We start from the raw sequence: 22,690 nt of genomic DNA on the forward strand, positions 1-22,690 counted from the left end.
CGGACTCCCGTCAGACCTCTTCGACGCTGCTCGGCTCGCGCCGCGACAGGTCGATGCCGAGCTCCTCCGCAGCGCGGAAGACGTCCTCGTCGGTGTCGCGCATCTCGATGGACATACCGTCCGAGGACAGCACCTCCACGTTGAGGCACAGGGACTGCATCTCCTTGATGAGCACCTTGAAGGACTCGGGGATGCCGGGCTCCGGGATGTTCTCGCCCTTGACGATGGCCTCGTAGACCTTCACGCGGCCGGTGACGTCGTCGGACTTGATGGTCAGCAGCTCCTGGAGGGCGTATGCGGCGCCGTAAGCCTCCAGCGCCCACACCTCCATCTCACCGAAGCGCTGACCGCCGAACTGAGCCTTACCACCCAGCGGCTGCTGGGTGATCATCGAGTACGGACCGGTCGAGCGGGCGTGCAGCTTGTCGTCGACCAGGTGGTGCAGCTTGAGGATGTACATGTACCCGACCGAGATCGGGTCCGGGAACGGCTCGCCGGAGCGGCCGTCGAACAGCCGGGCCTTGCCGGTCGGCAGCACCATGCGGTCACCGTCCCGGTTCGGGATGGTGTGCTGGAGCAGGCCGGCCAGCTCGTCCTCGCGGGCACCGTCGAAGACCGGGGTCGCGACGTTGGTGCCCGGGGCGACCTGGTCGGCGCCGATGGCCTGGAGGCGCTGGGCCCACTCGTCGGCGAGGCCGGAGACGTCCCAGCCGCGGCTGGCGAGCCAGCCGAGGTGGATCTCCAGGACCTGTCCCGGGTTCATTCGGGACGGGACACCCAGCGGGTTGAGGATGATGTCGACCGGGGTGCCGTCCTCCAGGAACGGCATGTCCTCGATCGGGAGGATCTTGGAGATGACGCCCTTGTTGCCGTGACGGCCGGCGAGCTTGTCACCGTCGGTGATCTTGCGCTTCTGCGCGACGTAGACGCGCACCAGCTGGTTCACACCGGGGGGAAGCTCGTCGCCCTCCTCGCGGTCGAAGACGCGGACGCCGATGACCTTGCCGGTCTCGCCGTGCGGCACCTTCAGCGAGGTGTCTCGGACCTCACGGGCCTTCTCACCGAAGATCGCGCGGAGCAGGCGCTCTTCCGGCGTCAGCTCGGTCTCGCCCTTGGGGGTGACCTTGCCGACCAGGATGTCGCCGGCGACGACCTCGGCACCGATCCGGATGATGCCGCGCTCGTCGAGGTCCGCGAGGACCTCCTCGGAGACGTTCGGGATGTCCCGGGTGATCTCCTCGGGGCCGAGCTTGGTGTCACGGGCGTCGACCTCGTGCTCCTCGATGTGGATCGAGGAGAGGACGTCGTCCTGGACGAGGCGCTGCGACAGGATGATCGCGTCCTCGTAGTTGTGGCCCTCCCACGGCATGAACGCGACGAGCAGGTTCTTGCCGAGCGCCATCTCGCCGTCTTCGGTGGCCGGGCCGTCGGCCAGCACCTGGCCCTCGATGACCCGGTCGCCCTCGGAGACGACGACCTTCTGGTTGACCGAGGTGCCCTGGTTGGAGCGGGCGAACTTGGCCAGGCGGTACGTGATGTACGTGCCGTCGTCGTTGGCGACGGTGATGTAGTCCGCGGAGAGCTCCTGGATCACACCGTCCTTCTCGGCCTTGACCACGTCACCGGCGTCGGTGGCGCAGCGGTACTCCATGCCGGTGCCGACGAGCGGGGCCTCCGCCTTGATGAGCGGAACGGCCTGGCGCATCATGTTCGCGCCCATGAGGGCACGGTTGGCGTCGTCGTGCTCGAGGAACGGGATCATGGCGGTCGCGACCGACACCATCTGGCGCGGCGAGACGTCCATGTAGTCCACGTCGGCGGGCGAGACGTAGTCGACCTCGCCGCCACGGCGGCGCACCAGGACACGGGCCTCGGCGAAGCGCAGCTCGTCGTTGAGCGCGGCGTTGGCCTGCGCGATGACGAAGCGGTCCTCCTCGTCGGCGGTCAGGTAGTCGACCTCGTCGGTGACCTGGCCCTCGACGACCTTGCGGTAAGGGGTCTCCACGAAGCCGAACGCGTTGACGCGTCCGTACGAGGCGAGCGAACCGATCAGACCGATGTTCGGGCCTTCGGGGGTCTCGATCGGGCACATGCGTCCGTAGTGGGACGGGTGCACGTCGCGGACCTCGAAGCCGGCCCGCTCACGGGACAGACCGCCGGGGCCCAGCGCCGACAGGCGGCGCTTGTGGGTGAGGCCCGAGAGCGGGTTGTTCTGGTCCATGAACTGGGACAGCTGGCTGGTGCCGAAGAACTCCTTGATGGAGGCGACGACCGGCCGGATGTTGATCAGGGTCTGCGGCGTGATCGCCTCGACGTCCTGGGTGGTCATGCGCTCGCGCACGACGCGCTCCATACGGGCGAGACCCGTACGGACCTGGTTCTGGATGAGTTCGCCGACGTTACGCAGACGGCGGTTGCCGAAGTGGTCGATGTCGTCCGTCTCGACCACGATCTGCGTGCCGCTCTCGCCGACCGTCTCGGTCTCACCGGCGTGCAGCTTGACCAGGTACTTGATGGTCGCGATGACGTCGTCGGTGGTGAGCACGCCGGCATCCAGCGGCTCGTCCGCGCCGAGCTTCTTGTTGACCTTGTAGCGACCGACCTTGGCCAGGTCGTAGCGCTTCGGGTTGAAGTACAGGTTCTCAAGAAGGGTCTGCGCGGCCTCACGCGTCGGGGGCTCACCCGGGCGCAGCTTGCGGTAGATGTCGAGCAGCGCGTCGTCCTGGCCCTGGGTGTGGTCCTTCTCCAGGGTGGCGCGCATGGACTCGTACTCGCCGAACTCCTCGAGGATCTGCTCGGTCGTCCAGCCGAGCGCCTTCAGGAGGACGGTCACGGACTGCTTGCGCTTGCGGTCGATACGGACACCGACCATGTCGCGCTTGTCGATCTCCATCTCCAGCCAGGCACCCCGGGACGGGATGATCTTGGCGGAGAAGATGTCCTTGTCGGACGTCTTGTCGATGGAGGAGTCGAAGTAGACACCCGGCGAGCGGACCAGCTGCGACACCACGACACGCTCGGTGCCGTTGATGACGAAGGTGCCCTTGTTGGTCATGAGCGGGAAGTCGCCCATGAAGACCGTCTGGGACTTGATCTCGCCGGTCTCGTTGTTGGTGAACTCGGCCGTGACGAAGAGCGGCGCGGCGTACGTGAAGTCGCGCTCCTTGCACTCGTCGATCGAGTTCTTGGGGGGCTCGAAGCGGTGGTCGCGGAAAGTCAGCGACATCGACCCGGAGAAGTCCTCGATCGGCGAGATCTCCTCGAAGATCTCCTCCAGACCGGACTTGGTGGGAACGTCCTGTCCGGACTCCAGAGCCGCCTCGACCCGAGCCTTCCAGGCGGCGTTGCCGAGCAGCCAGTCAAAGCTCTCGGTCTGCAACGCGAGAAGGTTCGGAACCTCGAGGGGCTCCTTGATCTTTGCAAAGGAGATGCGCAGCGGGGCGGTGCTTGCGCCGTTGTTCGTATTCGCGGTCGAGGCGTTGCGCGAGGCGGCCAAGAGGGGGTCCTTCCGAGGGCTCGGACTCACTACGCGCGTACCGGTCCCAAGCCGGGCACAGGGCCAGAAATCCCAGGTCAACGGGTATTCGGCCGTCAGTGCTCTGGCGAGGGTATGCCCCTGGTGACGGGCAGGAGGCAGCTAACAGGCAGCGCAAAGGGTCAGTGTAGCCACTTGGCCCACTGATGTCCAGGGCGGGTTTTCCGCGACCCTCGTTGTTCTCAACTCCGCCGGTATGCCGTGCGTCGGAAGACGCACACCGATACTGCCCGTTCGGCCGTCGATCCATGCCTCGAACTTGGACCGTTGTGACGACGCGTCCTGAGAATTGCGCGCTACGTGCGGTTCGTCAAGGCCCTCCACCTGGTGGAGATCGTCACCTGGCGCACGGCGAAGATCACCTTACTCTCCGCTGCCGACGGCGCAAGACGACCACCCGCAGGTGTCAGGAACGCCGAAAGGCGACCACCCGCTTGGGTGATCGCCTTTCAGTGTGCGCGCGTTACAGCGCGGGAGTCAGAAGACTCAGGGTCACTTGACCTCGACCGAGGCGCCGGCGGCCTTGAGGGACTCGGCGGCCTTCTCAGCGGCCTCCTTGGCGACCTTCTCGAGGACCGGCTTCGGGGTGCCGTCGACGAGGTCCTTGGCCTCCTTCAGGCCCAGCGAGGTGAGCTCACGCACGACCTTGATGACCTGGATCTTCTTCTCGCCGGCGCCGGTGAGGATGACGTCGAACTCGTCCTGCTCCTCGACGGCCTCGGCGGCAGCGCCACCAGCGGCACCGCCGGCCATCATGACCGGGGCGGCGGCAGCGGCGGTGACGTCGAACTTCTCCTCGAACGCCTTCACGAACTCGGAGAGCTCGATGAGGGTCATCTCCTCGAACTGCGCGAGCAGGTCTTCCTGAGACAGCTTCGCCATGGTGGCGGTCCTTCCACTAAATCGGCTGGTGCCGGGTGTACTGGGTAAGGCGGGCGTACGTCGGGCCCGCATCGACCCTCACCTCATGCGGCGAGGATCGGAAAGCGAGCCGAATTACTCGGCACCGCCCTGCTCGTCCTGCTTGGCCCGAAGCGCGTCCACGGTGCGGACGAGCTTCGACGGGAGCGCCTGGAAGACAGAGGCAGCCTGGGACTGCTTGCCCTTGAACGCACCGGCCAGCTTGGAGAGCAGAACCTCGCGGGACTCGAGGTCCGCGAGCTTCTTGATCTCATCGGCGGACAGCGCCTTGCCGTCAAGGACACCGCCCTTGATGATGAGATTCGGGTTGTCCTTGGCGAAGTCACGCAGCCCCTTCGCCGACTCCACCGGGTCACCGGTGACGAAGGCGACGGCCGTCGGACCAGCGAAGAGCTGGTCGTCCAGCGTGATCCCGGCCTCGTTGGCCGCAATCTTGGTCAGCGTGTTCTTCACCACGGCGTACTGGGCGTTCTCACCGAGCGACCGGCGCAGCGTCTTGAGCTGCGCCACGGTGAGACCGCGGTACTCGGTCAGCACTGCGGCGTTGGAGCTGCGGAACTTGTCCGTCAGCTCGGCAACCGCGGCAGCCTTGTCGGGCGTCGCCATGAGCCTCGGCCTCCTTCCGGGTGATTCGGACCGCGTGGACTGAAGGAAGGAGACTGGGCAAAACGAAACGCCCCGGCGCAGGCGCACGGGGCTTGGCTCAACCGGATGTCATACGAGTCCGTATGCGTACCAGGAGCGCTTCCACAGTCACCTGCGCGGGTCGTCCGCAGCTAGCGGATCCTTCGGCCACCACACCCATACGGGCGCGGCAACGACCAGCGGTCTTTGGCTTCCGGGGAAGACTACGGGAACGGGGCGGCGGTAGGCAAATCCGCCCTCAACGGCGTCTGCCTCCCGGCATACGGCCGGGTACTCGGCCTCGGACGGCGGGCAGCGGGCAGCGGGGCGCTCCGCGGACTGCGGAGGGCTCAGCGGGGCCCAGTCACGCCCCGTTACGCGCCCGGCCCCCGGCGGTCCCCAGACGCAGCCGAACCCTGTCCCTGCGGCCGGGGCGGCGACCGCAGAGGACACGCACGACAAGAAACCGGCCCCGCGTCTCACAGCGAGACGCGGGGCCGGTTCACAGCTGGGAGCCGGTCAGGCTCAGACCGCTGCCGGGTCCTCCTCGACGAGGAGGTTGCGGGTGCGGTTGGCGTCCAGCGGGATGCCGGGGCCCATGGTGGTGGTCAGGGTCGCCTTCTTGACGTAGCGGCCCTTCGCGGCGGACGGCTTCAGACGGAGGATCTCCTCCAGCGCCGCGGCGTAGTTCTCCACCAGCTTGGTCTCGTCGAAGGAGACCTTGCCGATGATGAAGTGCAGGTTCGAGTGCTTGTCGACGCGGAACTCGATCTTGCCGCCCTTGATGTCGGTGACAGCCTTGGCGACGTCCATGGTCACGGTGCCGGTCTTCGGGTTCGGCATCAGACCACGGGGACCGAGCACGCGGCCGAGACGGCCGACCTTGCCCATGAGGTCCGGGGTGGCGACGACGGCGTCGAAGTCCAGACGGCCCTTCGAAACCTCGTCGATCAGTTCGTCGGAGCCGACGATGTCGGCGCCAGCGGCTTCCGCTGCCGCAGCACGGTCACCGGTCGCGAAGACCAGGACCCGGGCGGTCTTGCCGGTGCCGTGCGGAAGGTTCACGGTGCCACGGACCATCTGGTCGGCCTTGCGCGGGTCAACGCCCAGGCGGAAGGCGACCTCGACGGTGCCGTCGAACTTGGTGGAGGCGGTTTCCTTCGCAAGACGGACGGCCTCGAGCGGGGCGTAGTTGCGCTCCCGGTCGACCTTGGCGTCCGCGTTGCGGAGAGCCTTGCTGCGCTTCACTTCTTCTCCTGTGATGTCTCAGGCATGGAGTCGTGGTCCGGGCCGGCGCTGGCCCTGCCACTGAGGTCTTGCGGGGGCTGTCAGCCCTCGACCGTGATGCCCATGGAACGGGCGGTGCCGGCGATGATCTTCTCGGCGGCGTCCAGGTCGTTGGCGTTCAGGTCGGGCATCTTGGTGGTGGCGATCTCACGCACCTGGTCGCGCGTCAGCTTGGCGACCTTGGTCTTGTGCGGCTCGCCGGAGCCCTTCTCCACACCCGCGGCCTTGAGGATCATCCTCGACGCCGGCGGGGTCTTGGTGATGAAGGTGAAGGAGCGGTCCTCGTAGACCGTGATCTCCACCGGGATGACCCAACCGCGCTGCGACTCGGTCGCGGCGTTGTAGGCCTTGCAGAACTCCATGATGTTGACGCCGTGCTGACCCAGCGCGGGGCCGACCGGCGGCGCCGGGTTGGCCGCACCGGCCTGGATCTGGAGCTTGATAAGCCCCGTGACCTTCTTCTTCTTGGGAGGCATTGCTCTCTCCGGGTCCAGTTGAGAGTTTGCTGAAACTGCATGACTTCCACCGGAGTCATCCGGATGGAGGCATACCGCACAACGATAGCCGGTATCGCCGCGCGGCCAAAAACCGACAGGTCAGAACGGCATTGAGCCGTTCTGACCTGGTCGGAAACCTGTGAACCTGCGAGCCGACGGGCTCGTCAGTTCTTCTGGATCTGGTCGAAGCTCAGCTCGACCGGGGTCTCGCGACCGAAGATCTCGACCAGGCCCTTGACCTTCTTCGAGTCGGCGTTGATCTCGTTGATCGTGGCCTGGAGGGTGGCGAACGGACCGTCGGTGACGGTGACGGAGTCGCCGACCTCGAAGTCCAGCACCTGGACCTCGACCTTGCGAGCCGGAGCCGGCCGACCCTCGGCCTCGGCGGCCTCGCGGGCGGCCTTCTCCTCCGCCTCCGGGGCGAGCATCTTGACGATCTCGTCCAGGGTCAGCGGGTACGGGTCGTAGGCGTTGCCCACGAAGCCGGTGACGCCGGGGGTGTTGCGGACGACGCCCCAGGACTCGTTCGTCAGATCCATCCGGACGAGCACGTAGCCGGGCAGCTTGTTCTGCCGGACGTTCTTGCGCTCGCCGTTCTTGATCTGGACGATCTCCTCTTCGGGGACCTCGGCCTGGTAGATGAACTCCTCGACGTTCAGCGAGACGGCACGCTGCTCCAGGTTGGCCTTCACGCGCTTCTCGTAGCCCGCGTAGGTGTGGATCACGTACCACTCGCCGGGCAGACCGCGCAGCTCCTCGCGGAGCGCGGCGACCGGGTCGGCGGGAGCCTCGGGCCCGACTTCGGCCTCGTCCGAAGCCTCGGCCTCATCGGCGTCGAAAGCCTCGTCCTCATCGACCTCGGCGTCCGCGACGGCCTCGTCCTCGATGTGGACCGCGGCCTCCTCGGCGGCCTCGCCCGCCTCGGCGTCAGCAGCTTCGGCCTGGTCCGGGTCCACAGCGTCCGCCGCCTCGACGATGTCGAGCTCGTCCTCAGCGGACTCGTCTACACGCGGCTCAACGGCGTCGTTCAGGTTCGGGTCAGACACGGTGGCTGCTTCTTCCTGGATACAGATTGGGTGGAACATGCGAAAAGGCGCCGGATGAGGCGCCCTCCCGCGGGATCAGCCGAGGACGTACTTGACGGCTTCCTGGAGACCGAAGTCGATCACAGTCACAAGGCCGATCATGACGACGACGAAGATGATCACCACGGTGGTGTAGGTCGTCAGCTGACCGCGGGTTGGCCAGACGACCTTACGCAGCTCTGCGATGATCTGGCGGTAGAACAGCGCGAGACGCCCGAAGGGACCCTTCTTTCCGCGCTTGCCGCCCTTCCGGGCCTTCTTGCGGGCCTCGGGTGCCTCATCTTCGGCATCAGGCATGTCGATGGACCCCACGGCGTCCGTCACGTCTCTCACCTGATTCCGGGTCGTGGCCGTGCCGCGCCCGGTTGAGCCGCACGGCGGTGCATTCACGTACGTACATGCGCACACATCCTGGCGAAGGTGTGTGTAGCAGGGCCGGAGGGACTCGAACCCCCAACCGCTGGTTTTGGAGACCAGTGCTCTACCAATTGAGCTACGACCCTTTGTGGTTCCCCACAAACCTACCGCATCGGATGAGGTGGTCGGTGAGGGCCAACGAGCCACGAGTGTACGTGGTCAGAGGCCATGCGTCGAACAGATAGCTCCTCGACGGTCTCTGTCCGTGTTCCGCCGCTGTCCCGCGGCCGCTCCCGGAGTGGGGATCGCGACCGGTCCGGGCCGGGTTCCGATCAGGTGCCGGTCCGGTTCGATGCGATCGGTCCCGGCCGTTTCCGGTCCGCTCCGCGAAACCCCCGCACCCCGGTCGCGCCGGGTCTGGGACCATGGCACCCATGAGCGCTTCAACCCCTCCCACCGAGCGCCGGGTCTCCGCCCGTATCGGCGCGATCTCCGAGTCCGCGACGCTCGCCGTCGACGCCAAGGCCAAGGCCCTCAAGGCCGCCGGGCGTCCGGTGATCGGCTTCGGCGCGGGCGAGCCCGACTTCCCGACGCCGGACTACATCGTCGAAGCCGCCATCGAGGCATGCGCGAACCCCAATTACCACCGCTACACCCCGGCCGGCGGCCTGCCCGAGCTCAAGAAGGCCATCGCCGAGAAGACCCTGCGTGACTCCGGGTACGAGGTCGACCCCGCACAGGTGCTGGTGACCAACGGCGGCAAGCAGGCGATCTACGAGGCCTTCGCGGCGATCCTCGACCCGGGTGACGAGGTCATCGTCCCGGCCCCCTACTGGACCACCTACCCGGAGTCGATCCGTCTCGCGGGCGGTGTCCCGGTGGAGGTCGTGGCCGACGAGACCACCGGCTACCGCGTGTCGGTGGAGCAGCTCGAAGCCGCCCGCACCGAGCGGACCAAGGTCGTCCTTTTCGTGTCCCCGTCCAACCCCACCGGCGCGGTCTACAGCGAGGCGGACACCGAGGCGATCGCGCGCTGGGCGCTGGAGCACGGCCTGTGGGTGCTGACGGACGAGATCTACGAGCACCTGGTCTACGGCGACGCGAAGTTCACCTCGGTCCCCGCGCTGGTGCCCGAGCTGCGCGACAAGTGCATCGTGGTCAACGGTGTGGCCAAGACCTATGCCATGACCGGCTGGCGGGTGGGTTGGATCATCGGTCCCAAGGACGTGGTGAAGGCCGCGACCAACCTCCAGTCGCACGCCACATCCAATGTCTCCAACGTGGCGCAGGTGGCCGCGCTCGCCGCGGTGTCCGGCGACCTGGACGCGGTGGCCACGATGCGGGAGGCCTTCGATCGCCGCCGCCAGACCATCGTGCGGATGCTCAACGAGATCGACGGCGTGCTCTGCCCCGAGCCTGAGGGCGCCTTCTACGCCTACCCCTCGGTGAAGGGCCTGCTGGGCAAGGAGATCCGGGGCAAGCGCCCGACGACCTCGGTGGAGCTCGCGGCACTGATCCTGGACGAGGCCGAGGTTGCGGTGGTGCCCGGTGAGGCGTTCGGCACGCCGGGCTATCTGCGCCTGTCCTACGCGCTCGGTGACGAGGACCTGATCGAGGGTGTCTCGCGGATGCAGAAGCTGCTCGCGGAAGCCAGGGACTGACGCTTTCGCGGTTCCGCTTGTGCCTGTGCGGTTGCGGGTCTCCGGCTACGGCCGGGGACCCGTTTCTGCGTTCGGGCAAGAACCCGATCGGTGAAAGGGGGTGCCTGACGGTCCGGGTGTGCGGCAAGATCCTGCAATGGAGCGCGTCCGAGACCTCACACTTCTGCCCAAGGCCCATCTGCATCTGCACTTCACCGGCTCGATGCGGCCGACCACGCTTCTCGAACTCGCCGACAAGTACGGGGTGCACCTCCCGGAAGCGCTGACCGGCGGCGAACCGCCGAAGCTCCGCGCGACGGACGAGCGCGGCTGGTTCCGCTTCCAGCGGCTGTACGACATCGCGCGCTCCTGTCTGCGTGCGCCGGAGGACATCCAGCGCCTGGTGCGGGAGGCGGCGGAGGAGGATGTCAGGGACGGATCCGGCTGGCTGGAGATCCAGGTGGACCCGACGTCGTACGCACCGATGCTGGGCGGGCTGATCCCGGCGCTGGAGATCATCCTCGACGCGGTGGAGAGCGCGTCGCGCGAAACCGGTCTCGGTATGCGGGTGCTGGTCGCCGCGAACCGGATGAAGCACCCGCTTGACGCCCGCACCCTCGCACGGCTCGCGGTGCGCTACGCGGACCGGGGCGTGGTGGGCTTCGGGCTGTCCAACGACGAGCGCCGGGGCATGGCCCGGGACTTCGACCGCGCCTTCGCGATCGCCCGCGATGGAGGGTTGCTGGCCGCCCCGCACGGCGGCGAATTGACCGGGCCCTCGTCCGTACGGGACTGCCTGGACGATCTGGACGCCTCCCGGATCGGCCACGGCGTCCGCGCCGCCGAGGACCCCCGCCTACTGCGCAAGCTCGCCGAGCGCGGGGTGACCTGCGAGGTGTGCCCGGCGTCGAACGTGGCGCTCGGGGTGTACGAGAAGCCCGGCGACGTACCGCTGCGGAAGCTCTGGGACGCCGGGGTACCGATGGCGCTGGGCGCGGACGACCCCCTGCTGTTCGGTTCGCGGCTGGCGGCGCAGTACGAGATCGCACGGCGCCACCACGGCTTCACGGACGAGGAACTGGCTGAACTGGCCCGGCAGTCGGTTCGGGGGTCGGCGGCGCCGGAGGGGGTGCAGGACGGATTGCTGGCGGGGATCGACGCCTGGGTGAAGGGGTGAGGGACAGTTGTCGGGGCGCGGTTCGAGTGTCCCGAGGCCCGTGGTGGCGCGCCGGCGCTGAAGTGCCGCGCACCACCGGCCCGTGACAGGGCAGCTGGTCGACGGGTGGGGAAGGTCGGCCCCTCAGGAGCACATCGGCACCTTCTCACCTGGCTTGGCGGGGCGGAACTCGATCGGGTCGAGCCCCGGGGAGTCGAAGCGGAGCCTGTTCTTGGACTCGAGCCGCGCGAAGCCGCGGATGGTCGCGTAACGGCCGCTGCCGTCGATTCCGGTCTCCTTCTCGTAGTCGCGGATCGTCAGCCAGTCCCGGCCGTCGAACCCGGCGTAGCGGAGACCGCAGTGCAGATAGAGGCCGTACGGGTACCAGAACCTACTGCCGACCTCGGCGGCCTTCGGGGGCTGCTCCAGGACCGGGGGCCTGGCCGGGTCCGGTGCCGGATTGATGGAGCAGTGCCCGCCGCCGGTCACGGGGCGGAAGGTCAGCGGTCGCATCCCCGGCGATTCGAAGCGGGCGGTCTTCTTCGACGTCAGCGTCATGTGGCCGGATACCCGGTCACCTGAGACGCCGGCCGGTGGTACCACGTCCGTGTCGCTGACCCACTGACCGCCGCCGAACTGGGCGTAGCGAAGACCGCAACTGGTGACCAGGTCGTGCTTGTACTTGACGCCCGGTTTCGGGTCCCCCGGTCCGAACTCCAGCGGTCGCTGCGCCACGTCGCCGGTGTTGGTGATCGCGGCGGCTGATTCCGGGGTCCGCGCCGTGCGCTCCGCGGGCTGCGCCCCGGTGCAGGCCCCCGTCGCGGCCAGCGCCGCGGCGCAGCAGGCCACCACGAGGCGCCTACGGGCACGCCCCCGGGTGCGCCTCCGGGGGCTCACGAAGTCCGCGAACCCCTTGTATTCTGTCGAATTGCCCTCTGCCGAACCGCTGTCACTCATGAGCGCCTCCCCCTGGAGCGAGGGTCCGGCCTGGACCCCCTGTCACCCACTCGACAACATGGGCCGCTCAGGAGGTTCCACCGGATTTCCGTGGCGCAGAGGTGGAGGACGCCGTCGCCGACGGGCATCGCCGACGGCTCAGAGGCTGACGCCGACCGTCACCGGCTCGTTCACGAGAGTGACTCCGAAGGCGTCCCGCACTCCGGCCACGACCTCGCGGGCGAGGGCCAGCAGGTCCTCCGTGGTGGCCGTGCCCCGGTTGGTGAGGGCGAGGGTGTGCTTGGTGGAGATACGCGCCGGGCCCGTGCCGTATCCCTTCACGAAGCCCGCCTTGTCGATCAGCCAGGCCGCCGAGGTCTTGGTGTGGCCGTCGCCCGCGGGGTAGGCGGGCGGTGCCACGTCGTCACCGAGGCGCTCGCGAACCCGGCTCAGGAAGGTCTCGTACTCCGATGCGGTCAGGATCGGGTTGGTGAAGAAGGACCCGGCGGACCAGGTGTCGTGGTCCTCGGGGTCCAGGACCATGCCCTTGCCCGCGCGCAGCTTGAGGACGGTCTCGCGCGCCTTCGCCGCCGGGACGCGGTCACCGGGCTCGACGCCGAGGGCGCGTGCCGTCTCGGCGTACTTGATCGGGGCGGACAGCCCGCCCGTGTCCTCCAGTTCGAAGCGGACGCGCAGCACGACATAGCGGCCGGGGTCGCCCTTGAAGCGGCTGTGGCGGTAGGCGAAGCCGCACTCCGAGTTCGGGACGGTGACGACCTCGTCGTCGTGACGGTCGTACGCCACCACCTCGGTGATGGTGCTGGAGACCTCCTGGCCGTACGCCCCCACGTTCTGGATGGGGGTGGCACCGGCCGAACCGGGGATGCCTGCGAGGCACTCGATGCCCGCGAGCCCGGCTTCCACGGTGCGGGCCACAGCGTCGGTCCACACCTCCCCCGCGGCCAGCTCCAGGGAGGTGCCGTCGAGCTGGAATCCAGCGGTGGCGATGCGCAGGGCGGTGCCTTCGAAGCCCTTGTCGCCGATCACCAGGTTGCTGCCGCCGCCGATCAGCAGCAGCGGTGTGCCGGTGGCGTCGGCTTCGCGGACGGTGGCGATCACCTCGTCGTCGGTGGTGGCCGTGACGAGCCGGGCGGCCGGGCCGCCGAGGCGGAAGGTGGTCAGCGGGGCGAGCGGGGCATCGTGGAGTTCCTGCACGGGCACAAGACTACGGTCCGGGCCGCGGCGGCCCGGACCGCAGTCCGCGACGGGGGTCGTATGCGGGGCCGACCTCAGACGAGCACCCGCTCCTGGCCTGACGATGTGGCCACCGCCGGGTGGGCGGCCGTCGCCTGGGCCGCCCCCGTCCTGCCGCGCGGTACGAGGAGCGTCGCCGCCGCGCCCACCGCCACCGCCGCCGCGCCGATCCACAGCGCCGGGACCGTACCGTCGGTGAACGCCTGGGCGGACTCGAAGCCGCCCTGGGACGAGAAGACCGAGGAGAGTATCGCCACACCGAGGGCTCCGCCGACCTCGCGGAGCGCGTTGTTGGCGCCGGACGCCATGCCCTGCTCGGCGGGGCGGACGCTCGACATGAGGAGGTTGGCGGCCGGGGCGAAGAACAGAGCCATACCGACACCGCTGATGATCAGCGCCGGGAGCTGGGCCGCATACGAGACCTCGGGCGCGAGGACCAGCGCGAAATAGGCGAGGCCCACGGCTTGGAGGGCGAGTCCGCTGAAGACGACGGGCCGCCCGCCGATCCGGTCGGTGAGAAGGCCTGCGACGGGCGCGACGAGCATCGGCATCCCGGTCCACGGCAGCATCCGGAGTCCGGCCTCGGTCGGCGAGTAGCCGGCGATCGACTGCATGTACTGGGCGAGCAGGAAGATCGAGCCGAACATGCCGAGGAACATCGTCAGGCTCGCGATGTTGATGCCGAGGAATCCGCGGTCGCTGAACAGCCGCATGGGCAGCATGGGGTGCTTCCCCTTGATCCCGTGCAGGACGAACGCGCCGGTCAGCAGTCCGCCCGCGATCAGCCCGATGAGCACCCGGGCGTCGGACCAGCCGTGCGAGGGCGTGCTGACCAGGGCGTAGACGATCCCGAACAGTCCGCCGCTGATGAGCACGGTGCCTATGAGGTCGAGTCGTGTGCCCGGGGCGGTGGACTCGGCGAGCCGCAGCCTCGCGAGCAGCAGCAGAGCCGCCCCTACGGGCACGTTCAGCCAGAAGATCCACTGCCAGGACAGGTGCTCGGTGAGGCTGCCGCCGATGAGCGGGCCGCTCGCGACGGCCAGTCCGGTGACGGCACCGAAGACGCCGAGGGCCATGCCGCGGCGCGCGGCGGGCACGGCCCCGATGAGCAGGGTGAGGGTGAGCGGCATCATGACCGCCGCGCCGACGCCCTGTACCGCCCGGGCGATGATCAGCTCGTCGATGCCCGGGGAGAGCGCGGCGGCGGCGGACGCTGCGGTGAAGAGGGCCAGACCGCCGATGAACAGCCGGCGCCTGCCGTACCGGTCACCGAGCGCCGCACCGGTCATGAGGAGGACGGCGAACGTGAGGGTGTAGGCGTTCACCGTCCATTCGAGGTCGGCCAGTGAGCCGCCGAGGTCGGCGCGGATGGAGGGCAGTGCGGTGGTGACGACGAGGTTGTCGAGCGCCGCCATGAATCCGGCGGCGCTGGTGACGACCAGTGTCCAAACGGCAGAGCTGCGGCTCCCGGTCGGGTACTGCTTCACGGTGTCCTCCCCCTGGAGATCGGTTGTGGATGACTGCTTCTCCGGACGCGACGAGATCGAGGCAGCCGCCCCGGCCTGTCGGTCTACGCGTCCTTCCGCTGGTTCCGCTCGACCTGCTCGACCTGCTCGACCCGCTCCGGTCGCGCGGAGGCGTAGAAGCCCTCCCAGACCCGGTGGTCCGGCGGGAAGCCCATGGCGAGAAGCGTGTTGATCAGCATCCCGTAGGCCATGAACTGCGTGGTCGCTTCGACGTCCGCACCGAGCGGAAGGTGCACGGCATCCCAGAGCTCCGTCCACGCGGCGCGGACCGTCTCGCCGAATTCACGGTCACCGGCGGCTTCTGCGGCGGCCACGGCGACATAGGTCTGCATCTGCATCAGCAGGTGCTCGGGCTGCTCGTCGATGATCCGGCGGTACGCCGCGGCCATGGCCTGCTCGGCCTCGTCGGCTTCGAGCCCCTCGCTCGCCTCATCGAACACCCGGCGCATATCCGCGATGCAGCGCTGCACAGCGGCGAGGAAGATGGCCTTCTTACCGGGAAAAAGGCGGAACAGATAGGGCTGGGAGACGCCCACCCGCTTGGCGATCACCTCGGTGGACGTACCCGCGTAGCCACCGTGTGCGAACTCGGTCATCGCCGCGCGGACGACGCTCTCACGCCGTTCCTCTGCACTCATCCGAACCATGGCAGGGAAGTTAGTGCTCACTCACTAACTTCGTCAAGCGATCGACTGCGGCCGGCAAAGGCGCTCATGGACGGGCCGGCGGAGTGCGGAAGCGAGCAGAACGCGACGCGGAACGCGCGTGGACCCGGGATCGCGGTGGGGGGCGGCCTTTGCTGCCCGGCCGCCCCCCACACCGCTGCCGCGTCAGGCCAGCCGCACGACCGCGCGCGACATGCCCAGCACCTTCCGACCCGCCGACATCGCCGTCAGATCGACCCGCACCTGATGGTCGTCGAGCTTCGCGGCGACCTTGCCGCTGACCTCGATGAGCGCACCCTCGCCGTCGTTCGGCACGATTACGGGCTTGGTGAAGCGGACCCCGTACTCGACCACCGCACCCGGGTCGCCCGCCCAGTCGGTGATTACACGCGCGGCCACGGCCATGGTGAACATGCCGTGCGCGATGACGTCCGGCAGCCCGACCTCCCTGGCGAACTTCTCGTTCCAGTGAATGGGGTTGAAGTCGCCGGACGCTCCCGCGTAGCGCACCAGCGTGGCACGGGTCACAGGAAAACTCTGCGCCGGGAGTTCGGTGCCGACCTCGACGTCCGCGTACGCGATCTTCGCCGCCATCTCGATCAGCCTTCCTCTGTGGCGCGCGCCACCAGCTTCGTCCAGGCGGTCACGACATGCTCGCCCGCCTCGTCGTGCACCTCACCGCGGATGTCCAGGATGTCGTTGCCCGCCAGGGACTTGATCGCCTCGATGGTCGAAGTGACCGTGAGCCGGTCCCCCGCCCGCACCGGGCGGGTGTACGCGAACTTCTGGTCGCCGTGTACCACGCGGCTGTAGTCCAGGCCCAGTTGCGGATCCTCGACAACCTGCCCCGCGGCTTTGAAGGTGATCGCGAAAACGAAGGTCGGCGGGGCGATCACATCGGAATGCCCGAGGTGCTTGGCCGCGTCGGGGTCGGTGTAGACGGGATTCGTGTCGCCGACCGCCTCTGCGAACTCCCGGATCTTCTCCCGGCCTACCTCGTAAGGCGCGGTGGGCGGATAGGTCCGCCCGACGAAGGACTGGTCGAGCGCCATGGACTCGCTACCTCCTGTGTGGCTGGATTGCCGAAACGACACGAGGCCGCCCCCCGAAGATGGGGGCGGCCTCGTGATCGAGCCTGATTCAGCGCGTCTCGCGGTGCGCGGTGTGCGCGTTGCAACGAGGGCAGTGCTTCTTCATCTCAAGACGGTCCGGGTTGTTGCGCCGGTTCTTCTTGGTGATGTAGTTCCGCTCCTTGCACTCCACGCAGGCCAGCGTGATCTTCGGGCGGACGTCGGTGGCAGCCACGTGAGTGCTCCTTGGACGGACGGATGGACTGTTAGCTTGCACCACTATGACCATGTGATGGTCAAGGTGGACGCATAAAAGAGTAGCCGATCGGAGGACCGACCCCGCAATCGGCTACTGTGTGTAGCGGTGACCGGACTTGAACCGGTGACACAGCGATTATGAGCCGCTTGCTCTACCGACTGAGCTACACCGCTGCGATGTCGGATTCACCTCGCCCGAGGGCGAGGATCTTCCAACATCAGAGCCCCAATACGGAATCGAACCGTAGACCTTCTCCTTACCATGGAGACGCTCTGCCGACTGAGCTATTGGGGCGAGCGATGAAGACATTACACGGTCCGCGACCGATCGCCCAAATCCGTTTACTCGATCCGTTACCCGCGGCGTTCGGGCACGGTGACGGAGGCGCGGAGGGCCCTGTCCGGCACGCCGTCCCGATCGACTCGTACGCCACTCACAGCCACACCGGTACGACTATTGCGCTCCTCCGCGAAGCGCGGTGCGGACCGCCCTAGGGTCCTTCTGACGTCCCCCGCCCTCCAGGCCTTCCGCCTTCCGCCACTTCAGGAGCGCCATGCCCGACAGCCAGGCGGAGCCGCCCGGCGGAGCCACCGCCGACTCCACCGTGCTGCTCCTGTGCGGTGCCCGTCTCACCGACGGCCGCACGGTCGACGTCCGACTGAACGGCGGCCGGATCGAGGCCGTCGGCACCGCCGGAAGTCTCGCTCCGCGCTCGAAGCCCCTGTACCCCCTGAGCCCTTCCGGCCTCGCCGCCGGTCCGTCCGCCGTGTCCGGTCCGTCCGGCCACACCGGTTCCACCGGTGCCTCGAACTTCTCGAACGCGTCGAGTCCCGCTCCCGCGAAGACGCATTCCGCGCGCGTGGACCTGAGCGGCTACCTGCTGCTGCCCGCTCCCGCCGAGCCGCACACCCACGGCGACACCGCGCTCACCGCTCCTTCGCCCGACGGACCGGTGTCCTGCGCCGTCGCGGAGATCCAGCGCCGCGCCACGGAGGCAGCGCTGCTCCAGCTCGGACACGGCGCCACGGCGATGCGCTCCCATGTGCGGATCGGAGGCGTCCACGGCCTGGAATCCCTCGATGCCGTGCACCAGGCACAGCGTTCGCTTCGCGGCCTGGCCGAGCTGACCACCGTGGCAGTACCGCGGCTGCTGACCGGTGTGGCCGGAGCCGACGGCCTCGCGATGCTGCGTGACGCGATGAAGATGGGTGCCTCCGTGGTCGGCGGCTGCCCCGATCTGGACCCGGATCCGGTCGGCTACGCGGAAGCGGTCCTGGACATGGCGGCGGAGCACGGCTGCCCGGTGGACCTGCACACCGACGGCGATGACCCTGCCCGGCTCGCCCGGCTCGCGACCATGGCGGGTGGACTGCGGCAGGGGGTCTCGATCGGCCCGTGCGCGGGGCTCGCGCGGCTGCCCGCCGAAGTGGCGTCCCGTACGGCGGACCGGCTCGCGGCCGGCGGAGTCACCGTGGTCTGCCTGCCTCAGGGCGGCTGCACCGGCGCCGAACTGCGCGGCAGCGCACCGGCCCGGCTGCTGCGCGCGGCAGGGGTGCGGGTGGCGGCGGGCAGCGGGGCGCTGCGCGACGCGGCGAACCCGGTGGGACGCGGTGATCCGCTGGAGGCGGCGTTCCTGCTGGCATCGCAGGGGAGACTGCGCGCACTGGAGGCGTACGAGGCGGTCAGCACCACGGCGCGGCGGGCCATGGGACTGCCAGAGGTGCGGGTGGAGGCGGGCTTTCCGGCCGAATTGCTCGCGGTGCGCGGACAGGAGCTGACGGGGGTGCTGTCGCTCGCGTACAGCCGGATCGTGGTGCACTGCGGCCGGGTGGTGGCCCGGACCAGTGCCGTGCGGGAGTACTGCGACTCCGCCGCGGCTGTCGCGCTCGAACTGCCGCGCCAGGGGCGCCCGGATCCCGGGCCGTGAGCGGCGGGGCGTGCGGTGTGGAGCCGCGCGGTGTGCGTTCCCGACGCCCACGCGGCCCGCGGGTGCCGTTCCCCGTGGCCCGGCCCGCGCATCCGGGCAACGACCGGCGTACGGTCGTGAGCATGCGCATTATCATCGCGGGAGGACACGGTCAGATCGCGCTGCGCCTGGAGAGGCTGCTCTCGGCGCGCGGGCACGAGGTCGCGGGCATCGTCCGCAAACCCGAACAGGGCGACGAGCTCAGGGCAGCCGGTGCGGAACCGGTCCTGCTGGATCTGGAGTCGGCCACGGTGGAGCAGGTGGCAGAGGTGCTCCAAGGCGCCGACGGGGTGGTGTTCGCCGCCGGCGCCGGAGCGGGCAGCGGCACCGAACGCAAGGAGACAGTGGACAGGCGGGCGGCGATACTGACCGCGGATGCCGCCGAGCGGGCGGGCGTACGCCGGTTCCTCATCGTCTCCTCGATGGGCGCGGACTCCACCCGTACCGGCGACGAGGTGTTCGACGCGTATCTGCGCGCCAAAGGCACGGCGGACGATTACGTACGCGGCAGCAGCGGCCTGGACTGGACGGTCCTGCGACCCGGGATGCTGACGAACGACGCCGGCACGGGACTGGTCAGGCTGGAGGCTGCGACCGGGCGCGGGCCGGTGCCGCGCGACGACGTGGCCGCGGTGCTCGCAGAGCTCGTCGAGAGCCCGGCCGCGGCGGGGCTGACGCTGGAACTGGTCAGCGGGTCGGTCCCGGTCTCGGTGGCCGTCAAGGCGATCGCGGGCAACTGAGCGGTTACGCCGCTCTCACGGTGCGGTGACCCGGCCGGTGGCCCGGCTGCGGCTACCTCACCCGGACCAGGCTCGCGTAGACGACCAGATTGCCCTGGTACCCCGTGGACTTCCGGTATCCGCCTCCGCAGGTGACGATCCGCAACTGGGGCGCCGAGCCGCCTCCGTAGACCTTGCGGCTCGGGAACGAGCGCTTGGCGTACACCTCCACGGCATCCACGGAGAACACCGCTGTGCGCCGGTCCTTGCGGGTGATCTCGACGGTGCTCTTCTTGCGCAGCGCGCCGAGCGAGTAGAAGACGGCCGGCCCGGTGGGGGTGTCCACATGCCCGGCCACGATGGCTGCTCCGGCTTCACCGGGTGCCGGACCACGGGAGTACCAGCCGGCCAGGTTGGAGCTGCCTGGCGGCGGGAGCTGCAGCGCGCCCTTCCCGTCCAGCGCCAGCGTCGTCATCGACGCGTCGATATGAACGGCGGGGATGCGCAGCCTGACCGGAGTGGAACGAGGCAGCGTATGCGCCGCTCGGTGGACTGCCGCCCGGTCGGCGGCACTCGACCCGGAGCCGTGCGCCCCCGACTGGTCGGAGAACGGCTGCGGTGGGCTCTCGCCGATCAGTCCGCGGACCAGCAACCAGATGCCGAGCGGCACCAGGAAGATCAGGATTCTGCGCGAGGACCCGTGCGTGTGGCGCTGAGCGGCACGGGCCCGCCGCTCAGACGGAACCGCTGTCGGCACGGCGCCGCATCGCGATCAGGCCGATGGCCGACGCTCCGGCGAGCAGCGCGGAGCCGATGACGACCTCCGTACCGTTCAGTCCCGTCGCGCCGCCGAAGCCTCCGTGCACTGCCCCGTCGGGGCGGCGCGCGACTTGATAGCTCGTCTCCACGCGACCGCCCGTCAGGCATTTGACCGTGATGTCGTAAACGCCGTCCTTGATGTCGTCGGGGACGGTGAAGTCGCCCGCGAGTTCGCCGTCGTGGCCGGTCTCCGTGAGATGGATCTGCCCGGCATACTCCGCCTGCCCCTTGGCGTAGGCCACATCGCCCTCGCAGGCCGTGGTACTGACGGTGACCGTCGAACCGGGGAACGCCACATCCGGGCTGACGCCGATCCCCGACTCGTCGGCGGCCGTCGCGACGGACTGCCATCCGCAGGCGATCACGACCATGGCACCGACGACGAGAACACGCGTACTGCGCACGACTGACCTCATGACCGACCACCAGCCTCCGGATGAGCGCGCGGCAGGACACCTTGTCCCGGCAGGGGGCGCCGCACTCACGTGCAAAGAAAATCAGCTCGTATTACTAAAAGCCTGAAATGACACGAGATGATCACTTCGACCTGTCGGCCTGTCAGGTCGTCAACGCAGCTCACGCGGGTCGCGAGTGACCCGGCGACAGGACACTCCCTGCGCCGGAGTCAACCGGCGAACGGGTGGCGCACCCACGCCGGCTTCGGCAGGCAGCAGACGTGATAGAGCCCGGCGGCCGTGCTGCCGCCGGGCTCCACCAGAGGTTCAGACGTTCGAGGGTGGTGCTCAGGTGCCGGGCTTGCGGCCGTACACGTAGACGTCGTCCCCGTTGCGCAGCAGGCTCCAGTACTTGGCCGCGTCCGTCTTGGTCATGTTCACGCACCCGTGCGAGCCGGGCGGCGCCCAGACGCTGACGCCGACCGAGTGGAAGGCCTGGCCGCCGTCGAAGAACTGGCTGTACGGCATGGGCACGTTGTACAGGCTCGACACATGGTCGATGTTGCGCCAGTAGACCTTCTTCAGGCCGGTACGGGTCTCGTACCCGTTCCTTCCGGTGCGCACCGGGACCGGCCCGTACACCAGCTTCGACCCGTCCTGGATCCAGCTCAGCTGGAGCGTCAGGTTGACGCAGGCGATCCGGCCCTTGTTCGTCGGGCAGGCACCGGACTTGTTCGGGGTCTTCCCGACGGCCTTCTGCCTGTTCATCAGATCCATGACGCCCCAGGTGATGGGCCCGGCATACCCCGCGTTCGGGGATATCGAGTGCTTCGTCTGGAACGCCTGGATCGCCTTGCAGTCGGTGGCGGACTGCTTGCCGTCCACCGGCCGGCCGAGGAACTTCTCGACCTGCTTCTGATACGGACCGGTCTGCGTGTTGCACGACGCCGCCTGCGCGGTCCCGGTCCCCATGGCCAGAGTGAGCGGGGTCACGAGTGCGGTGATCCCGAGTGCGACGATCCCTCGTCGGCGTGTGGCTCCCATGGCTGTCGACTCCTTATGCGTACGCGCATGGCGCGAGTTCCGCCTCATAGACGGCGCAGGGCAGGCGGTAGTTGCACGGCCGAAGGGGACAGTTCCGTAACGGCCGGGCTTCAGGGCTCCCGGCGGGGCCCTTCACCGCCGGGGGTGCGGATGCCCGGCCGGGTGGACACGGAACCGGATCTCCCTCGTGTGCGGTCGGCGGGTCGCTGACTGGCGACACCCCGGCGGTTCTCCCCCGGGGTGGGCCGGGACATCAAGGAGGGCGAACTGCCGGAGGCGGCCGTCGATGAGGCCGCGGCGTCCTCGGCCTGGTACAAGATCATCGGAGACTGGCAGTGGGACGAACCCGCCGTACCGCTGGACGTGATGCGAGCGGCCGTGGCCGCGGTGCACGCCGCCGGCGGACGGGTCGCAGTGCAGCCAGACCGCCGAGGGCTCACGGAACGCCGTGCTGGCCGGCGCCGACAGCCTTGAACACGGGATGCATCTCGACCCCGAACTCCTGGATCTGATGGCCGACCAGGGCACCGCGCTCGTGCCGACCCTTTCGGTGTTCGCCGACAGCGCCGAGCGCTGGCTGGGCCGAGAACCCAGCGTGAAGCGCTCGCACTGGCTCGACGGCTGGCAGGGGATGCTCGACAACGTCCGGCGCGCGCACGAGGCAGGCGTCACCTTACCGGCCGGAACGGACAGCTTCCCGTGCGGCACGGTGGCCGCGGAGTCAGAGCGGTTGGCGCGGGCCGGAATGCCGGCCGACGCGGCACTCGGGGCTGCCTCCTGGACGGCGCGGGAGTGGCTGGGACTGCCCGGACTGGTCGACGGAGCACCCGCCGACCTCGTCGCCTACGACGAGGACCCCACGGCAGCGGGAGCAGCCGGGACCCTGGGGCGACCGAAACGGGTCATCCTGCGGGGCCGGGTCGTGCGCTGACCAC

At 68.8% G+C, this 22,690-nt stretch carries 23 protein-coding genes and 3 tRNA genes; 6 read left to right on the top strand and 20 right to left on the bottom strand.

The genetic code is table 11. The features are described 5' to 3' along the window. Positions 1-10 precede the first annotated feature (10 nt). The 8 genes from rpoB to V1460_RS33110 form a co-directional block, all read right to left on the bottom strand. Positions 11-3,496: a DNA-directed RNA polymerase subunit beta gene (gene rpoB, locus V1460_RS33075; protein WP_338677262.1), complete on the bottom strand. Its 3,486-nt coding sequence runs from the start codon at positions 3,494-3,496 to the stop codon at positions 11-13. Between the two features lie 531 nt (positions 3,497-4,027). Next, on the bottom strand, positions 4,028-4,417 hold the full coding sequence (gene rplL, locus V1460_RS33080) for a 50S ribosomal protein L7/L12 (RefSeq protein WP_338677263.1): 390 nt from the start codon (positions 4,415-4,417) through the stop codon (positions 4,028-4,030). 114 nt (positions 4,418-4,531) lie between these two features. After that, on the bottom strand, positions 4,532-5,062 hold the full coding sequence (gene rplJ / locus V1460_RS33085; protein ID WP_338677264.1) for a 50S ribosomal protein L10: 531 nt from the start codon (positions 5,060-5,062) through the stop codon (positions 4,532-4,534). Between the two features lie 543 nt (positions 5,063-5,605). Beyond that, a complete protein-coding gene (rplA, locus tag V1460_RS33090) occupies positions 5,606-6,328 on the bottom strand; it encodes a 50S ribosomal protein L1 (protein WP_338677265.1) in 723 nt (240 codons plus the stop codon). 80 nt (positions 6,329-6,408) lie between these two features. After that, positions 6,409-6,843: a 50S ribosomal protein L11 gene (gene rplK, locus V1460_RS33095; protein ID WP_067282281.1), complete on the bottom strand. Its 435-nt coding sequence runs from the start codon at positions 6,841-6,843 to the stop codon at positions 6,409-6,411. A gap of 185 nt (positions 6,844-7,028) precedes the next feature. Then, a complete protein-coding gene (nusG, locus tag V1460_RS33100; RefSeq protein WP_338677266.1) occupies positions 7,029-7,910 on the bottom strand; it encodes a transcription termination/antitermination protein NusG in 882 nt (293 codons plus the stop codon). Between the two features lie 75 nt (positions 7,911-7,985). Beyond that, positions 7,986-8,273 carry a preprotein translocase subunit SecE gene (secE, locus tag V1460_RS33105; protein ID WP_338677267.1) on the bottom strand — a complete coding sequence of 96 codons (288 nt, stop codon included), beginning with the start codon at positions 8,271-8,273 and terminating at the stop codon, positions 7,986-7,988. Between the two features lie 106 nt (positions 8,274-8,379). Beyond that, a tRNA-Trp gene (locus V1460_RS33110) sits at positions 8,380-8,452 on the bottom strand. 288 nt (positions 8,453-8,740) lie between these two features. Between V1460_RS33110 and V1460_RS33115 the strand changes: the two genes are divergently transcribed. Continuing rightward, complete coding sequence (locus V1460_RS33115; RefSeq protein ID WP_338677268.1) at positions 8,741-9,967, top strand: pyridoxal phosphate-dependent aminotransferase; 1,227 nt, start codon at positions 8,741-8,743, stop codon at positions 9,965-9,967. A 136-nt stretch (positions 9,968-10,103) separates the two neighbouring features. Then, entirely contained in the window at positions 10,104-11,123 is a 1,020-nt protein-coding gene (locus tag V1460_RS33120) for an adenosine deaminase (RefSeq protein ID WP_338677269.1), read from the top strand. 123 nt (positions 11,124-11,246) lie between these two features. Here V1460_RS33120 and V1460_RS33125 read toward each other — a convergent pair whose 3' ends face one another. From V1460_RS33125 to V1460_RS33165, 9 genes are all read right to left on the bottom strand, one after another. Next, on the bottom strand, positions 11,247-12,059 hold the full coding sequence (locus V1460_RS33125; protein ID WP_338677270.1) for a hypothetical protein: 813 nt from the start codon (positions 12,057-12,059) through the stop codon (positions 11,247-11,249). Between the two features lie 138 nt (positions 12,060-12,197). Next, the gene (locus V1460_RS33130) at positions 12,198-13,253 is read right to left on the bottom strand and encodes a UDP-N-acetylmuramate dehydrogenase (RefSeq protein WP_338677271.1); all 1,056 of its coding nucleotides are present in this window, start codon (positions 13,251-13,253) and stop codon (positions 12,198-12,200) included. 74 nt (positions 13,254-13,327) lie between these two features. After that, positions 13,328-14,779, bottom strand: coding sequence for a DHA2 family efflux MFS transporter permease subunit (locus V1460_RS33135; protein ID WP_338677272.1), 1,452 nt, complete (start codon positions 14,777-14,779; stop codon positions 13,328-13,330). 83 nt (positions 14,780-14,862) lie between these two features. Further along, positions 14,863-15,465 carry a TetR/AcrR family transcriptional regulator gene (locus V1460_RS33140; RefSeq protein WP_338677273.1) on the bottom strand — a complete coding sequence of 201 codons (603 nt, stop codon included), beginning with the start codon at positions 15,463-15,465 and terminating at the stop codon, positions 14,863-14,865. A 183-nt stretch (positions 15,466-15,648) separates the two neighbouring features. Beyond that, positions 15,649-16,077, bottom strand: a complete 429-nt coding sequence (locus V1460_RS33145) for a MaoC family dehydratase (RefSeq protein ID WP_338677274.1) — start codon at positions 16,075-16,077, stop codon at positions 15,649-15,651. Positions 16,078-16,082: 5 nt separating this feature from the next. Continuing rightward, on the bottom strand, positions 16,083-16,535 hold the full coding sequence (locus tag V1460_RS33150; protein ID WP_338677276.1) for a MaoC family dehydratase N-terminal domain-containing protein: 453 nt from the start codon (positions 16,533-16,535) through the stop codon (positions 16,083-16,085). Between the two features lie 88 nt (positions 16,536-16,623). Next, positions 16,624-16,788, bottom strand: a complete 165-nt coding sequence (gene rpmG / locus V1460_RS33155; protein WP_003948671.1) for a 50S ribosomal protein L33 — start codon at positions 16,786-16,788, stop codon at positions 16,624-16,626. A 124-nt stretch (positions 16,789-16,912) separates the two neighbouring features. Continuing rightward, a tRNA-Met gene (locus tag V1460_RS33160) sits at positions 16,913-16,985 on the bottom strand. 48 nt (positions 16,986-17,033) lie between these two features. Continuing rightward, a tRNA-Thr gene (locus tag V1460_RS33165) sits at positions 17,034-17,106 on the bottom strand. Between the two features lie 259 nt (positions 17,107-17,365). On the opposite strand from V1460_RS33165, the gene V1460_RS33170 reads away from it, so the two are divergent. Both V1460_RS33170 and V1460_RS33175 read left to right on the top strand, forming a co-directional pair. Further along, entirely contained in the window at positions 17,366-18,739 is a 1,374-nt protein-coding gene (locus V1460_RS33170) for an amidohydrolase family protein (protein ID WP_338677277.1), read from the top strand. A gap of 122 nt (positions 18,740-18,861) precedes the next feature. Then, positions 18,862-19,518 (top strand): SDR family oxidoreductase, encoded by a 657-nt coding sequence (locus tag V1460_RS33175; protein ID WP_338677278.1) that lies wholly within the window; start codon positions 18,862-18,864, stop codon positions 19,516-19,518. A 52-nt stretch (positions 19,519-19,570) separates the two neighbouring features. Here V1460_RS33175 and V1460_RS33180 read toward each other — a convergent pair whose 3' ends face one another. The 3 genes from V1460_RS33180 to V1460_RS33190 form a co-directional block, all read right to left on the bottom strand. Further along, a complete protein-coding gene (locus V1460_RS33180; protein WP_338677279.1) occupies positions 19,571-20,254 on the bottom strand; it encodes a class F sortase in 684 nt (227 codons plus the stop codon). After that, the gene (locus V1460_RS33185) at positions 20,232-20,720 is read right to left on the bottom strand and encodes a hypothetical protein (RefSeq protein ID WP_338677280.1); all 489 of its coding nucleotides are present in this window, start codon (positions 20,718-20,720) and stop codon (positions 20,232-20,234) included. The genes V1460_RS33180 and V1460_RS33185 overlap by 23 nt, the downstream gene beginning before the upstream one ends. 339 nt (positions 20,721-21,059) lie before the next feature. Continuing rightward, on the bottom strand, positions 21,060-21,755 hold the full coding sequence (locus V1460_RS33190; protein ID WP_338677281.1) for a L,D-transpeptidase: 696 nt from the start codon (positions 21,753-21,755) through the stop codon (positions 21,060-21,062). Between the two features lie 240 nt (positions 21,756-21,995). On the opposite strand from V1460_RS33190, the gene V1460_RS33195 reads away from it, so the two are divergent. Continuing rightward, complete coding sequence (locus tag V1460_RS33195; RefSeq protein ID WP_338677282.1) at positions 21,996-22,229, top strand: hypothetical protein; 234 nt, start codon at positions 21,996-21,998, stop codon at positions 22,227-22,229. A 7-nt stretch (positions 22,230-22,236) separates the two neighbouring features. Continuing rightward, entirely contained in the window at positions 22,237-22,686 is a 450-nt protein-coding gene (locus tag V1460_RS33200) for an amidohydrolase family protein (RefSeq protein ID WP_338677283.1), read from the top strand. Positions 22,687-22,690 lie beyond the last annotated feature (4 nt).

Source organism: Streptomyces sp. SCSIO 30461, from assembly GCF_037023745.1.
Classification (GTDB): Bacteria; Actinomycetota; Actinomycetes; order Streptomycetales; family Streptomycetaceae; genus Streptomyces.